This is a genomic window from Pseudomonas sp. SA233 (assembly GCF_054792385.1).
In genome coordinates, this window is the sequence record NZ_CP096449.1 from 2,703,540 (window position 1) to 2,716,847 (window position 13,308).

At 64.2% G+C, this 13,308-nt stretch carries 14 protein-coding genes; 8 read left to right on the top strand and 6 right to left on the bottom strand.

Annotated elements, in window-relative coordinates; genetic code table 11:
• Positions 1 to 44: 44 nt before the first annotated feature.
• From M1D87_RS12590 to ureG, 8 genes are read left to right on the top strand one after another with little or no spacing between them, the layout of a single operon-like run.
• Positions 45 to 878: an urease accessory protein UreD gene (locus M1D87_RS12590; RefSeq protein ID WP_123083701.1), complete on the top strand. Its 834-nt coding sequence runs from the start codon at positions 45 to 47 to the stop codon at positions 876 to 878.
• 9 nt (positions 879 to 887) lie between these two features.
• Positions 888 to 1,190, top strand: a complete 303-nt coding sequence (locus M1D87_RS12595; RefSeq protein ID WP_003256923.1) for an urease subunit gamma — start codon at positions 888 to 890, stop codon at positions 1,188 to 1,190.
• 19 nt (positions 1,191 to 1,209) lie between these two features.
• A complete protein-coding gene (locus M1D87_RS12600) occupies positions 1,210 to 1,527 on the top strand; it encodes an urease subunit beta (RefSeq protein ID WP_003256924.1) in 318 nt (105 codons plus the stop codon).
• On the top strand, positions 1,524 to 3,227 hold the full coding sequence (gene ureC, locus M1D87_RS12605; RefSeq protein ID WP_013972449.1) for an urease subunit alpha: 1,704 nt from the start codon (positions 1,524 to 1,526) through the stop codon (positions 3,225 to 3,227). The genes M1D87_RS12600 and ureC overlap by 4 nt, the downstream gene beginning before the upstream one ends.
• 10 nt (positions 3,228 to 3,237) lie before the next feature.
• Positions 3,238 to 3,741 (top strand): urease accessory protein UreE, encoded by a 504-nt coding sequence (ureE, locus tag M1D87_RS12610; RefSeq protein ID WP_024087024.1) that lies wholly within the window; start codon positions 3,238 to 3,240, stop codon positions 3,739 to 3,741.
• Positions 3,742 to 3,758: 17 nt separating this feature from the next.
• Positions 3,759 to 4,304, top strand: coding sequence for a HupE/UreJ family protein (locus M1D87_RS12615; RefSeq protein ID WP_123083700.1), 546 nt, complete (start codon positions 3,759 to 3,761; stop codon positions 4,302 to 4,304).
• The gene (locus M1D87_RS12620; RefSeq protein WP_039612955.1) at positions 4,304 to 4,978 is read left to right on the top strand and encodes an urease accessory protein UreF; all 675 of its coding nucleotides are present in this window, start codon (positions 4,304 to 4,306) and stop codon (positions 4,976 to 4,978) included. Before M1D87_RS12615 ends, M1D87_RS12620 begins: the two co-directional genes overlap by 1 nt.
• A gap of 11 nt (positions 4,979 to 4,989) precedes the next feature.
• Positions 4,990 to 5,613 (top strand): urease accessory protein UreG, encoded by a 624-nt coding sequence (gene ureG / locus M1D87_RS12625; RefSeq protein ID WP_010953755.1) that lies wholly within the window; start codon positions 4,990 to 4,992, stop codon positions 5,611 to 5,613.
• Positions 5,614 to 5,796: 183 nt separating this feature from the next.
• On the opposite strand, the gene M1D87_RS12630 is transcribed toward ureG, so the two are convergent.
• The 6 genes from M1D87_RS12630 to M1D87_RS12655 form a co-directional block, all read right to left on the bottom strand.
• Positions 5,797 to 6,525 carry a DUF899 domain-containing protein gene (locus tag M1D87_RS12630; RefSeq protein WP_061552168.1) on the bottom strand — a complete coding sequence of 243 codons (729 nt, stop codon included), beginning with the start codon at positions 6,523 to 6,525 and terminating at the stop codon, positions 5,797 to 5,799.
• Positions 6,526 to 6,619: 94 nt separating this feature from the next.
• Positions 6,620 to 8,821, bottom strand: coding sequence for an LTA synthase family protein (locus M1D87_RS12635; protein WP_123083699.1), 2,202 nt, complete (start codon positions 8,819 to 8,821; stop codon positions 6,620 to 6,622).
• A gap of 135 nt (positions 8,822 to 8,956) precedes the next feature.
• Complete coding sequence (locus M1D87_RS12640) at positions 8,957 to 10,237, bottom strand: transporter (RefSeq protein ID WP_039612958.1); 1,281 nt, start codon at positions 10,235 to 10,237, stop codon at positions 8,957 to 8,959.
• A gap of 46 nt (positions 10,238 to 10,283) precedes the next feature.
• Complete coding sequence (locus M1D87_RS12645; RefSeq protein ID WP_421091538.1) at positions 10,284 to 11,036, bottom strand: hypothetical protein; 753 nt, start codon at positions 11,034 to 11,036, stop codon at positions 10,284 to 10,286.
• 46 nt (positions 11,037 to 11,082) lie between these two features.
• The gene (locus M1D87_RS12650) at positions 11,083 to 11,763 is read right to left on the bottom strand and encodes a C39 family peptidase (protein ID WP_123083697.1); all 681 of its coding nucleotides are present in this window, start codon (positions 11,761 to 11,763) and stop codon (positions 11,083 to 11,085) included.
• Positions 11,764 to 11,825: 62 nt separating this feature from the next.
• On the bottom strand, positions 11,826 to 13,277 hold the full coding sequence (locus tag M1D87_RS12655) for a heme utilization protein (RefSeq protein WP_123083696.1): 1,452 nt from the start codon (positions 13,275 to 13,277) through the stop codon (positions 11,826 to 11,828).
• Positions 13,278 to 13,308: the final 31 nt, after the last annotated feature.

The following is a 13,308-nucleotide window of genomic DNA, read 5'->3' on the forward strand; positions in this document are numbered from 1 at the left end:
CCACTCTAAACGGCCAGCAGGCCACGGATTTCAGGGGCCGCAGGATGTCGCTCGCGGAGCAGATCGAACAACAACACGACGATGCCGGCTGGAGCGCTCACCTGCAGTTGCGCTTCGTCAAACGCGACAAGGTGACCCGCCTTGGTGCGTGGCGGCATTTCGGACCTCTTTTGGTGCAGCGACCGTTCTATCCGGAAGGTGCACCGTGCCATGTCTACGTGCTGCACCCTCCTGGTGGGATCGTCGCTGGCGACCGCCTGGAGCTGGATATCCAGCTGGAGCCGGGCAGCCACGCGCTGCTGACCATGCCCGGCGCCAGCAAGTTCTACCGCAGCATCGGCCCGACCGCGCGGCTGGTCCAGCGTTTCCACCTGGGCGCCGACAGCACCCTGGAGTGGCTGCCGCAGGACAGCATCTTCTTCTCCGGCGCCCGCGCCAGCCTCGACAGCCGTTTCACCCTCGATCCGGGGGCGCGCCTGCTGGCCTGGGAAACCCTGTGCCTGGGGCGCCCGGTGATGAACGAGCGTTTCGAGCAGGGTGCCCTCGACAGCCGCCTGCACATCGAACTGCCCGACGAAGTGGGCCTGCACGAGCGCCTGCGCGTCGAAGGCGGGCGCCTGAGCAAGCTTGGCGGGCATCCGCTGCTGGCCACCTTCTGCGCCGCACCCGCCGACCAGGCCGTGCTGGATCTGGTGCGCCCGCTGCTCGACGAGATGGCCAACCCGGCCGGCGCGACCCTGCTCGGGTCGTTGCTGGTGATCCGCGTGCTCGACCATGACAACCAACACCTGCAACGCACCCTGCAACGCCTGTGGCATGTGCTGCGCCCGGCCGTCCTCGGCCTGCCGGCCTGCCCGCCGCGTATCTGGGCCACCTGAGAGAGCGCCATGGAGCTGACCCCGAGAGAGAAAGACAAACTGCTGCTGTTCACCGCCGCGCTGCTGGCGGAGCGGCGCCTGGCCCGTGGCCTGAAACTCAACTACCCGGAAGCGGTGGCGTTGATCAGTGCCGCCGTGCTCGAAGGCGCCCGTGATGGCCGCACCGTCGCCGAGCTGATGAGCCTGGGGCGTGAAGTATTGAGCCGCGAGCAGGTAATGCCTGGCATCGCCGAAATGCTCCACGACGTGCAGGTCGAAGCGACCTTCCCGGATGGCACCAAGCTGGTGACCGTGCATGACCCTATCGTCTGAAATTGCCCAGGAGCCCCGCATGATCCCAGGTGAAATCCAGGTCGCCGCCGGCGACATCGAGCTGAACAGCGGCCGCGCGACAGTCACCGTCAGCGTGGCCAACCATGGCGACCGGCCGGTGCAGGTCGGCTCGCACTACCACTTTTACGAAGTCAACGAGGCGCTGGTGTTCGAGCGCGCGCCTACGCTGGGCTTTCGGCTGGACATCCCCGCGGGTACCGCCGTGCGCTTCGAGCCTGGTCAGGCGCGTACCGTGCAACTGGTGGCATACGCTGGCAAGCGCGAGGTCTACGGCTTCCAGGGCAAGGTGATGGGCGCACTGGAGGGCAGGGCATGAGCCGCATTTCCCGCCAGGCCTATGCCGACATGTTCGGCCCCACCGTGGGCGACCGCGTGCGCCTGGCCGACACCGCGCTGTGGGTCGAGGTGGAGCACGACTTCACCATCTATGGCGAAGAGGTAAAGTTCGGTGGCGGCAAGGTCATCCGCGATGGCATGGGGCAGGGCCAGATGCTGGCTGCCGAAGCCATGGACCTGGTACTGACCAATGCCCTGATCATCGACCACTGGGGCATCGTCAAGGCCGATATCGGTATCAAGCACGGGCGTATCGCGGTGATCGGCAAGGCTGGCAACCCCGATGTGCAGCCGGGCGTGAACGTGCCAGTGGGCCCCGGCACCGAGGTGATCGCGGCCGAGGGCAAGATCGTCACCGCCGGTGGTGTCGACTCGCATATCCACTTCATCTGCCCGCAGCAGGTGGACGAGGCGCTGAACAGCGGTGTCACCACCTTCATCGGCGGCGGTACCGGGCCAGCCACCGGCACCAATGCCACCACCTGCACGCCCGGCCCCTGGTACCTGGCGCGCATGCTCCAGGCCGCCGACAGCCTGCCGATCAACATCGGCTTGCTGGGCAAGGGCAACGCCTCGCGGCCGGAAGCGCTGCGCGAGCAGATCGCAGCCGGCGCCGTGGGCCTCAAGCTGCACGAAGACTGGGGTTCGACACCAGCAGCCATCGACTGCTGCCTGGGCGTGGCCGAGGAAATGGACATCCAGGTGGCGATCCACACCGACACCCTCAACGAGTCCGGCTGCATCGAAGACACCCTGTCGGCGATCGGCGACCGCACCATCCACACCTTCCACACCGAGGGTGCTGGTGGCGGTCACGCCCCGGACATCATCCGCGCGGCAGGGCAGGCCAACGTGTTGCCGTCCTCGACCAACCCGACCCTGCCGTACACGGTCAACACCGTGGACGAGCACCTGGACATGCTCATGGTTTGCCACCACCTGGACCCGAGCATCGCCGAAGACGTGGCCTTTGCCGAGTCGCGCATCCGCCGCGAAACCATCGCCGCCGAGGACATTCTCCACGACATGGGCGCCTTTGCCATGACTTCGTCCGACTCCCAGGCCATGGGCCGGGTTGGCGAGGTGGTGCTGCGCACCTGGCAGGTGGCCCACCAGATGAAGTTGCGCCGCGGGCCACTGGCGCCGGACACCAGCTACAGCGACAACTTCCGGGTCAAGCGCTACATCGCCAAGTACACCATCAACCCGGCACTGACCCACGGCATCGGCCACGAAGTGGGCTCGGTGGAAGTCGGCAAACTGGCCGACCTGGTGCTGTGGGCGCCGGCGTTCTTTGCGGTCAAGCCGGCCCTGGTGATCAAGGGCGGAATGATCGTCACCGCGCCCATGGGTGACATCAACGGTTCCATCCCCACGCCGCAACCGGTGCATTACCGCCCGATGTTCGGCGCCCTGGGCGCGGCGCGGCATGCCACGCGTATGACCTTCCTGCCCCAGGCGGCGATGGACCGTGGCCTGGCCGAGGAGTTGAACCTGCGCAGCCTGATCGGCGTGGCCCACGGCTGCCGCCGGGTGCGCAAGCCCGACATGGTCCACAACACTTTGCAGCCGCTGATCGAGGTCGATGCGCAGACCTACCAGGTGCGTGCCGACGGTGAACTGCTGGTCTGCGAACCGGCCCGCGAACTGCCGCTGGCCCAGCGTTACTTCCTGTTCTGAAGGAGCACCGATGATTGTCTTGACCCGCCGTATCACCGAGCCCGGCACGCTGGGCGAAACCGGCACCGTCACCCTGGACGTGGACAGCCGCATCAAGAGCCGCCTGCGGGTGACCCTGGATGATGGTCGCGAGGCCGGGCTGATGCTCGAACGCGGCCACCTGCTGCGCGGAGGCGAACTGCTGGCCGATGCCGAGGGCACCCAGCTGATCCGCGTGCTGGCGGCGCCCGAGGCGGTGTCCACGGTGCGTTGCACCGACCCGCACCTGCTGGCCCGCGCGGCCTATCACCTGGGCAACCGCCATGTGCCGCTGCAGATCGAACCCGGCCTGCTGCGTTTCCAGCACGACCACGTGCTGGACGACATGCTGCGTGGCCTGGGCCTGACGGTAGAGGCCGAACAGGCACCGTTCGAGCCTGAAGCGGGCGCCTATCAGAGCGCACCGCACAGCCACAGCCACAGCCACACCCACGGCCACGATCACCCGTTCGTGCGCCTGCCTGCCCATTCCTGAACTGCCTGGAGCAACCGATGAAAAAGACTTTCGCCCTGTTTCTGCTGATGCTGGCTCTGCCTGCCTTCGCCCACCCCGGGCACGACGCCAACCCGCTGCAGGACGGCCTGCTGCACCCGCTGACCGGTCTTGACCACCTGCTGATGCTGCTGGGCACCGGTGTGCTCGCCGCGCTGACCCGGCGCAGCCTGACGCTACCCCTGGCAACCCTGGCGGCGATGTTCGGCGGCGCGGTGTGCGGCCACCTGTTCGGCGATGTACTGGGTATGGAAACCCTGATTGCCGCGTCGCTGCTGGTGGCTGCCGGTGCCGTGCTGCTGCCCAGCCGCCAGCTGCTGCTGGCGATGGCGATGCCGGTGTTCGCCCTGTTCCATGGCTGGGCCCATGGCGTGGAAGCCACGCCAAGCGCGTTCTGGCAGTTCAGCGCCGGCTTCGTCACGGTCAGCGGCCTGTTGCTGGCGGCCGGCTTTGCGGTCGGTTGCCTGTTGCGCAGGCATAGCGGCCTGCAGAAGGCCTTTGGCGGCGGCCTGCTGGCCGGCGCCGCGCTGGTACTGGCTGGTTGATGGACAGCGACCTGGCGCTGTTGCGCCTGCTGCAGCTGGCCAGCCCTGGCTTGCCGGTGGGTGGCTTCACCTACTCGCAAGGCCTGGAGTGGGCGGTCGAGGCGGGCTGGGTACGGGACGTGGATGGTTTCGCTGCCTGGCAGCGCGAGCAGATCGACGACACCCTGGCCTGCCTCGACTGGCCGGTGCTGGCGCGCTTGTACCACGCCTGCCAGGCCGAGGACGCCGAAGCCTTCGGCCACTGGAGCCGCTTTCTGCTGGCCAACCGTGAAACCGCCGAGCTGCGCCTGGAAGAACAGCAGCGCGGCGCGGCGCTGGCACGGCTGCTGGACGGCTGGCAACTGGGCCAGGCGCCGGCCTGGCGGGCCAGCCTAGAACTCACCCAGCTGGGCGGTATGGCCTGGCTGGCTGCGCATTGGGCGATCCCACTGCGTCAGTTGGCCCTGGGCCATGGTTTTGCCTGGCTGGAGGGCGCGGTAATGGCCGGGGTCAAGCTGGTGCCGTTCGGCCAGCAGGCCGCCCAGACCTTGCTGCGCGACCTGGGGGCAGGGCTGCCCGCGGCCCTCGACCAGGCACTGGGCCTGGGCGATGACCAGCTTGGCGGCGGCCTGCCGTTGCTGGCCATTGCCTCATCGCGACACGAAACCCAATACACCCGTTTGTTCCGTTCCTGAGGACTGCCTGCATGCAAAGCTATCAACAACCCCTGCGCGTCGGTGTCGGCGGCCCGGTCGGCTCCGGCAAGACGGCGCTGCTCGAAGCCTTGTGCAAGGCCATGCGCGACCATTACCAGATCGCAGTGGTCACCAACGATATCTACACCAAGGAAGACCAGCGCATCCTGACCGAAGCCGGGGCCCTCGAGCCGGAGCGCATCGTCGGCGTGGAAACCGGCGGCTGCCCGCACACGGCGATACGTGAAGACGCCTCGATGAACCTGGCGGCGGTCGAAGCACTGGCACGCAAATTTGGCAACCTCGAGGTGATCTTCGTCGAAAGCGGCGGTGACAACCTGAGTGCCACCTTCAGCCCTGAGCTGGCCGACCTGACCATCTACGTGATCGACGTGGCCGAAGGGGAGAAGATCCCGCGCAAGGGTGGGCCAGGGATTACCAAGTCGGACTTCCTGGTGATCAACAAGACCGACCTGGCGCCCTATGTGGGGGCTTCGTTGGAGGTGATGGAGCGCGATACCCAGCGCATGCGCCCGCAGCGGCCATGGACCTTCAGCAACCTGAAGAAGGGCGAGGGGCTGCAGGCGGTGATCGACTTCATCGTCGAGCGCGGGATGCTAGGTGTGCGCGGCTGAAGACTATGTGCTGCACTTGAGAATGCTTGGCCGCTGCGCGGCCCTTGTAGGAGCAGCCTTGTGCTGCGAAGAGGCCCGTACTGGCTATGCAGATCTGTTGCCTGTACCGGCCTCTTCGCAGCACAAGGCTGCTCCTACAAAGGACGTGCCAAGCGAGTGATAAGGGATATGTGTTGCCTCACGTTATTTGTGGCAGCAGTTAGGCTTATCCGGCTGCCCTTCATAACGGTCGTGGTGCCGCACCCAGTCCATGGTCCCAGCCTCGTTGCGCCCCAGTGGCGCGATGTCGAGGAAGTTGTAGGTGTTGACCAGGATGTCCAGCCCGCGGGCATAGGTCGAGTAGGTGTGGTACACGCTGCCGTCCGGCTCGCGGTAGAACGCACTCAGCCCGGGAAGCTCGCTTTCATCGCCCTCATATGGCTCATAGTTGTACTGCCGCTGGCCCTCGCTGCCGACGCTGACGCCAAAGTCCTCGTTGAAGCCGCTGCCATGTGACGAATACCAGGGGAACTGCCAGCCCATGCGCCGGCGGAATGCCTGGAACTCGGCATACGGCGCACGTGACACCGCCACCAGCGACACGTCGTGATGGGCCAGGTGCAGGTTGGCGCCGTCAAAGTGGTCGGCCAGGAATGAGCAGCCGTGGCAACCTTCGCTCCAGCCTTCGGCGAACATGAAGTGGTAAACCAGCAGTTGGCTGCGGCCTGCGAACAGGTCGGCCAGGCTCAGTTCGCCGTCCGGTCCCTGGAAGCGATAGTCGTGCTCCACCTTGACCCAGGGCAGGGCGCGACGGGCTGCGGACAGCGCGTCGCGGTGGTGGGTGAAGGCCTTTTCGTGCAGCCACAGCTGTCGGCGGGCCGCCAGCCACTGGCTGCGGGAAACCACCGGGTGCCTGCTTTCGCTCGTGCTCATGGTGTTATCTCCACATTGGGGGGATTCACACACTAGTCGAGCACGGGCGGGTTGAATCGACAGGTCGCGGCGGCCCGGCGATGAGTGGTACCGTTCAGCCCGAATGGGCGATATGCCCTTCGGTCAGCTCATCCGCTGCTTCGTCTTCCCCTGGCAGTGCGGTTATCACACTGAAGTCGCTGATTTCCACCTGACCACCACCATAGCCCAGCAAATGGAAGGAAAACGCCTTGCGCGCGGTCGGGTTGTCGAAGCTGAACTCCATCTCCAGCGGCTCGTCGGCAGTGACTTTCACTTCGTAAGGCAAGCCCAGCGGTACGTCCTGCTCCAGCTGCTTGGCCTTGAGCTGGATATAGGCTGCGCGCTTGGGGTCCAGCGAACGTACCTTGACCCGTACGCGGGTATGCGAACCCTCGGGCATTTCCAGGTACTGGGCGCCGATCAGGTTGTCGGCCCAGTCATCTTTGATGCGCTTGCGCAGCTGGATCGGCGATGGGCCGCCGAACTGGTAACGAAGGTTGAGCGGTGTCTGCAGCAGGGACTGGTCGAGCACCCCGGCGAGAGCACCGATCTGCTGGCCCAGCAGGCTGTCGCCCAGGCCAAGATAACGTGCCTGGTCGGCGATGAAGCCCTCGCTGGCGTAACGCCGGCAGCGCTGCTGGAAGTCGCACTCGGTGAACACACCCCGGCCGTCGTGATAGCGCAGCATGCCGTTGGTGTAGGAGATCATTTCTCGACCGCTGTCGTAATCGCGGTACAGCGAGCGACCGCCGAGCGCCATGGGGATGGGCAGCGCAAAGTAGTCGAGCAGCGAGGTGGCCAGGTCGATATGGCCGTAGGTGCCCCGCTTGATCCGTGGCAACTGCGCCTGCTCCGGCGCCAGGGTGAGGTTGAAGCCCCAGGACGAGGCCAGGCGCACACCGTCGATACCGTGGGACTCGTCGGAAGTCACTACCACCAGGGTGTCCTTGAGTACGCCCTGGCGTTCGAGGTTGTCGAGAAATGCACCGAGTGCATCGTCCAGGTAGGCGACTGCCGCCTGTTTCGGCGTGTCGTAGCGCTCCATGTACTCGAACGGCGCCGAGTAGGGCTGGTGGGTGCCCACGGTGAGCAGGGTCAGCATCCATGGCTTGTCCTGCTTTTGCAGCTGGCCGACGTAGTTCAGAGCCCCCTCGAAGAAGGAGCGATCATCCTTGCCCCAGGGGAAGTCCAGGTAGTTCTTGTTGCGGAACCACTCCTGGCCGTGCACCGAGTCAAAGCCGATGTGCGGCATGATGCGGTCCTTGGCCATGAAGCGCAGGCCGGCACCCTGCAGGTAGTGGGTAGTGAAACCGGCCTGGCGCAACTGCGCTGGCAGGCAGGCCTGGTTGCGTTCGTTCTGGGTCAGCAGTTCCATGCCCTTGGGCGTGCCGTTGGCCAGCTTGTCATAGTCACCGCAGAGCATCGCGTACAGGCCACGGATGGTCTGGTGGGTATGCAGCACGTAGTCCGGGGTGTTCATGCCGCGCTCGGCCCACTGGCTGAGCTTTGGCATCAGCTCTTCGTCGAAACGGCTGTGCAGGGCCTGGCGGTTGGGCCGCAGGTAGGCCCCGGGGATGCCTTCCACGGTGATGATCAGCAGGTTGCGGGCGTTGCCTGGCCCGGCGAGCAGCCGCTGGCCATGCAGGTCGGACTGGGTCAGGCCGGTACTGGCCAGAGGGGTGAAGGTACGTGTGCGGCCCATCCAGCCTTCGACCTGGCGCTGCAGGTTGCCGGCCCCGGCCGACAGCAACTGGTGGCTGAGGTTGTATTGCCGCCATTGGTCGGCGTCGGAAGGTACCAGTTGCTGGCTGCCCCAGTGGGCGCCAAACAGCAGCAGCGGAATGGCCCAGGCCTTGCGTGGCAGCGGCTGGCTGCGTTGGCTACGGCTGCGCCAGGCGATGGCCAGCCAGCCCAGCAGGCCGGTGCCCATGATCCAGGGCAGCCAGGCATGGGCCAAGCCGCCACCGGTCGAGTTTTCCATGAACTGCGGGTCGAGCAGATATGTCAGGTCAGCGCTGGTGGGCAAACGGCCAACCGCGCTGACCAGTTCGGCCGAAGCCACCCAGAGGGCCGCCCAGGCCAGCAATACGGGGAGCGCCAACCACCACGGCCGACGGTGCAGCAGCAAGACCAGCAGGCTGCCGAGTGCGAGGTCGGACAGGTAACCGAGCGGGTTGGACCAACCCAGCATGGCGCGCGTACCCAGTGGGATCACCAGTACCAGGGTCGCCAGGGCGACAAGCCGGGTACGGGGGTGGTCTGACAGGTTCTTCACGAAAACATCCCTTTTGCCATTAAATCGTCATGCAACTGTGCTTGATGATAACAGGCCGTGGCATGGAAGGCGGTCCGGGACAAGGCTGGTAACCAAAACCGGGCCCTTTAGCGCGGGCCCGGCCAATGGCAAGTATTAGAAGTAGTAGGGGAATTTCAGGCTGAAGGAAAAGTCCGGCGCGTCATCGGTCAGACCAATGGACAGGTTGGGCACGATGGTCAGGTTGTCGGTGGCGGCGAAGGTCATGCCGATGTTGAAGTTGGCTGCGTTGTAGTCGCTGTTGGAGATCGACTGCCAGTCACCACCATCGGGCTTTATCTTGCTCTTGCGGGCGAACTGGTCGGACACCGAGAACGACATGCTCATCTTCTCGTTCAGGGCAAAGGCGATACCGCCGCCGATCTGCCAGGAGTCGCCCAGCTTCACGTCGCCGGGCACCTTGCTGTTGACCTGTGGGCTGATGTCGCTGAACGAGTCTTCCATGTTGTAGGTGTACGACAGGCTGCCGAACAGCACGGCCGGGTCGAACGTCTTGACCAGCGAGATGCCCGGCGTGATCGACCAGACGCCGTTGCCGGTCGGCAGGCTTTCCGGTACCGACAGGTTGTCGTTGCCCTCGACCTGGCGCAGTTTGATGCCATACGGGTCTTTGCCGGTCGGCGCCTTTATACGCAAGGTAGCGACGGCGTCAGGCCAGGTCTCGTCTTCGTCGAGGAACTTGTAGGCGACGCCGACGTTGACGTCGCCAATTTCCGGGTCGCGGGTTACGGTTTCGTCCGAGGTGGTCGCCCCGGCTCCCCCCGCACCGCCGGAAGAATAAGTGGATTCGCGGTACACCACCGGGACGTTGATGTCGAACTGCCAACGCTGGGCGAGGTTGTAGCGGGCAGTCATGTCCAGGGTCCAGTTATCTGCCTTCACCCGGTCAAGGTTGATACTGCCGAGGAAGATCGAGTCCAGTGCCAGGAAGCCGTTGAGCACCAGCGCCCGAGTATCGTAGTGGGTATAGGTGACACCGGTCTCGAAGCTGAACTTGCCGCCGCCGAAGAAGCCGCTGGCCTCGTCATACAGGTTGGACACGCTCTGTGCCGGTTCAGCGTCGGCGGTCAGCGCCTGGCCATAGGAGCTGCCGGTGGTGCCCGGTGCACCCGATGCCACCGTCTGTGCGCCCTTGACCCCTTCGGCCGGGGACCTGACCAGGCGTTTGGGCGGTGGTGCTGCCGGGGTTTCCTCGACCTGGCGTACGCGCTGCTCCAGCACCATCAGCGCTTGCTGCTGGGCTTCGTAGCGACGCTTCAGCTCCATCAGTTCCTGCTTGAGGGCCTCAACCTGTGGGTCGGAGGCGGCGTAGAGCAATGTGGCCGGGGCCAAGGTGGTCAAACACACAAAAGCTTTGAGCGATAAAGATCGGTGCATGGAATTGCCGTCCCTGCCGACTTCTTTTGATGAGACTCAGCGTAGATCAGTATCCGAATGTGCGAAGACCTTTGAGCTGATCGAGGCTACCATTCAGCGAAGCGGCTGTAGGCACGCTTTCACGCATCACCACATTGAGCGTGGTGACGTTGTTCACCCGGTTGCCATTGCCCAGCAGCGTCGAATTCTGCATCAGGCCACCCTGCGCCAGGCGCTGTACGCTGCTGCCCTGGTTGTTGCTGGCATTGATATTGAACTGCACCCCTACGCCGCTGGCAGACACACTCAGCGCACCTGCGCCGTTTTCGCCCGTCAGAGTCTGGCCGTTGGCCAGTGCCTGGCCCTGTGGCTGCACGGCGGGCGCCTGGTTGGCCTTGGAGACATTGATGGCGACATTGTTGAAGGCGGTGTTGTTGTCGCCAGCGGCGCGTACCACCTGGGTAACACCCTCTGTGGTGTTGAGGCCGGCACCGCCCGTGACGGTACCGGTACCTGGTGCGGTGGATCCAGCTGACGCTGTGCCAGTGCCGCTTTCGTCGATCAACGACACATAGAATTGCGGTTTGATGGTCGACTGCTGAATCTGCATCGTGCTCGTGGCGCCGATCACGTCCCCTTTGGCATTCTGCCAGGTGCTGGACATGACAATGCCGAAACTCACGATCCGCCCCGGCATCACGTAGCGGCCACGCAGGGTCGCCAACTCATGGTCCTTCAGCTCGATGGGCTTGAACGTTTCGGCATGGGTGGGAAGGCTGACGGCCAGGCATGCGATCGCGAGCCAGAATGGGTTCTTCATTGGGGTGCTCCCCGGAGCCTCGTGCTCCTTGTCGTTGCAAGAGTCGTTAGAAGAAGTCGCTTTTGATGAAACCGAAGTCCAGCAGCTCTGCATCCTGCACCGGCGTGAAGTTGTTCACCCGGCCCTTGGCGGTCAGCGGCAGGGGCGGGTCGAGCAGGATGTTGTTTTTGTCGTAGCCTTGGCCGATGACGGCGAAGATGATGCCGTTCCAGCCCTTGAGAAAATCTTCGACCTTGTAGCGCTTGTGGCCCAGTACCGGGTCACCGATATACACCCAACCCTTGTCGACCTTCTGCATGACCACGAAGTGCTTGTAGCCGCGCACGTCCATCAGCACCACGACCGGGATGCGCACGCTGTGCAGGGTCTCGGGCGCCACCCGGTAGCCGCGGGCACGCATCCCCAGGCTTTCCACGTAGCGTTTCATGTCGAGCATCGAGAAGCCTTGCGTGCGCACCAGGTCCTGGTCGGCGTGGGCCAGCATGCCTTCGATGATCTGTTGCTCGTCCACATCCAGCCAGTAGGCCTGGCGCAGGATGGTGGCCAGCGCGGCGGCGCCGCAGCTGAAGTCGGTTTTCTGTTGCACCAGGTCGGCGAACTTGCGCTCGCGTATGCTCTGGATGGGCTTGAACACCACAGCGCCGCCCGGCAGGACGGACAGCGGCATTTGTGCAGCTTCGCTCATGCTGGCCAGGCACAGCATAAACGCCAGGGCAATGATGCGCATGATCGGATGCCTTCCGGTTCTGTTGAAGAAAGGCCCCCCGAAGGGGGCCTCAAGCACAGCGATCAGAACGAGGTGTTGGAGATGGCCAGCGAGTTGCTCTGCTGGTTGCCCGCACCGGCTGCCACGTTCACGCCCAGGTTGCCACTGCCGCCATTCACCGAACCACTAAGGGTTGCAGTGTTGGTAACAGGGTTTGCCCATCCGGTAGGGGTCAGCACTTGGAAGGACACGGTATTGCTCAAGTCGTAGGCACTGCTTTCGCTGTAGCTCTTCGACACGTCGTTCGACGATTGAGACGATTTCTCGCCAGACTTTTCAAACGCCGATTCCGATGCATTGGCATAGGACGACTCGTGAGCCTTCTCATACGAGGAGTCGCGAGACTTCTCGTAGCTCGATTGGCGAGCCTTGTCATACGACGAGTCGAATGCCTTCTCGAACGACTTGTCGTAAGAGCTTTCCCGCGAGTGGTCGACATCCACATTGAGCGATGCATTGAGCGAGGCATCGAAGCTGTCGGTGCGAGTGCGCTCGTGACGGCCGTAATCGGTGGTCGTGGTGCGGGTCGCATCGGCTGCCGCAGCCAGGGAGGCGCTCAGGCTGGCACTGCTGGACGAACTGGAGTTGCCGGCCATCGAACCACTGGCATTCCAGCTGTTGGAGCCGCTGGCAGTGGAACTGTGCGAACCACTGGCGTTCATGCTGCTCGAACCGCTGGAGTTCCAGCCACTGGAGCCACTGGAGCTGGCACTTCGCGAGCCGGCCACGCTGAAGCTCGATGACGAGCTGCGGTCGTCGGTCGAATTGAACGTGCCCTCACGCGAGCTGGAACCGCTCTTGGTGGTGGTGATGGTCAGCGTGTCCACCCGGTAGGTGCGGTCGGCGCCGTTGTTCACCGTCAGGCCTGGGCCGTTCTGGTCGGCAGAGGCGGTGGCAGTGGCATTGCCCAGCGGGGCACCGGTGTTGGCGATGGCCATGGTGTTCTTCTGCTGGTTCAGGTCGCCGCCAGCGATGTTGATGCCGACGTTACCCTCCGCACCATCGGCCGAGCCGGCCATGACTGCCGAGTTCTGGGTGGACCAGTTGTCGACACGGTTGTTGTTGCTGAACTGGCGAACGTCAGCGGTGGCTTCGGCGGTGCCGAACACGAAGCTGTTGTCCAGGCTGGACTCGGACGATGCATTGGCAATAGCCGCAGCATTGTCCTGCTGGTTGCCGTTACCGGCTGCCACGTTGACACCCACGTTGCCGCTTGCACCCGTGGCCGAGCTGCTCATTTCGGCTTCGTTGATGGTGCCTTGGTTGGTTATGGTGTTACCCGTGCTGCGTTGGCTGTCCATGGCGTTGGCTGTGGCATACACAGGGATCCGGGTGGGAGGAGGGGTGTGATGCCCGTTATTGTGGTGACCATTGTGGTGCCCGCCACGCCGGTCGTTCTGATCAGCTTGTACAGCAACAGCCATGACCGCAGCAATTGCGAAAACCAGAGGCTTGATTGCCATCGAGGGTTTCATGGTGATTCTCCGTACTTTTAGGTTAAGTGTT

Excerpts from the sequence above, each read along its gene's own strand:
- M1D87_RS12590 (WP_123083701.1), top strand. The coding sequence starts at position 45 with ATGTCGCTCGCGGAGCAGATCGAACAACAACACGACGATGCCGGCTGG.
- M1D87_RS12595 (WP_003256923.1), top strand. The coding sequence starts at position 888 with ATGGAGCTGACCCCGAGAGAGAAAGACAAACTGCTGCTGTTCACCGCC.
- M1D87_RS12600 (WP_003256924.1), top strand. The coding sequence starts at position 1,210 with ATGATCCCAGGTGAAATCCAGGTCGCCGCCGGCGACATCGAGCTGAAC.
- ureC (WP_013972449.1), top strand. The coding sequence starts at position 1,524 with ATGAGCCGCATTTCCCGCCAGGCCTATGCCGACATGTTCGGCCCCACC.
- ureE (WP_024087024.1), top strand. The coding sequence starts at position 3,238 with ATGATTGTCTTGACCCGCCGTATCACCGAGCCCGGCACGCTGGGCGAA.
- M1D87_RS12615 (WP_123083700.1), top strand. The coding sequence starts at position 3,759 with ATGAAAAAGACTTTCGCCCTGTTTCTGCTGATGCTGGCTCTGCCTGCC.
- M1D87_RS12620 (WP_039612955.1), top strand. The coding sequence starts at position 4,304 with ATGGACAGCGACCTGGCGCTGTTGCGCCTGCTGCAGCTGGCCAGCCCT.
- ureG (WP_010953755.1), top strand. The coding sequence starts at position 4,990 with ATGCAAAGCTATCAACAACCCCTGCGCGTCGGTGTCGGCGGCCCGGTC.
- M1D87_RS12630 (WP_061552168.1), bottom strand. The coding sequence starts at position 6,525 with ATGAGCACGAGCGAAAGCAGGCACCCGGTGGTTTCCCGCAGCCAGTGG.
- M1D87_RS12640 (WP_039612958.1), bottom strand. The coding sequence starts at position 10,237 with ATGCACCGATCTTTATCGCTCAAAGCTTTTGTGTGTTTGACCACCTTG.
- M1D87_RS12645 (WP_421091538.1), bottom strand. The coding sequence starts at position 11,036 with ATGAAGAACCCATTCTGGCTCGCGATCGCATGCCTGGCCGTCAGCCTT.
- M1D87_RS12650 (WP_123083697.1), bottom strand. The coding sequence starts at position 11,763 with ATGCGCATCATTGCCCTGGCGTTTATGCTGTGCCTGGCCAGCATGAGC.
- M1D87_RS12655 (WP_123083696.1), bottom strand. The coding sequence starts at position 13,277 with ATGAAACCCTCGATGGCAATCAAGCCTCTGGTTTTCGCAATTGCTGCG.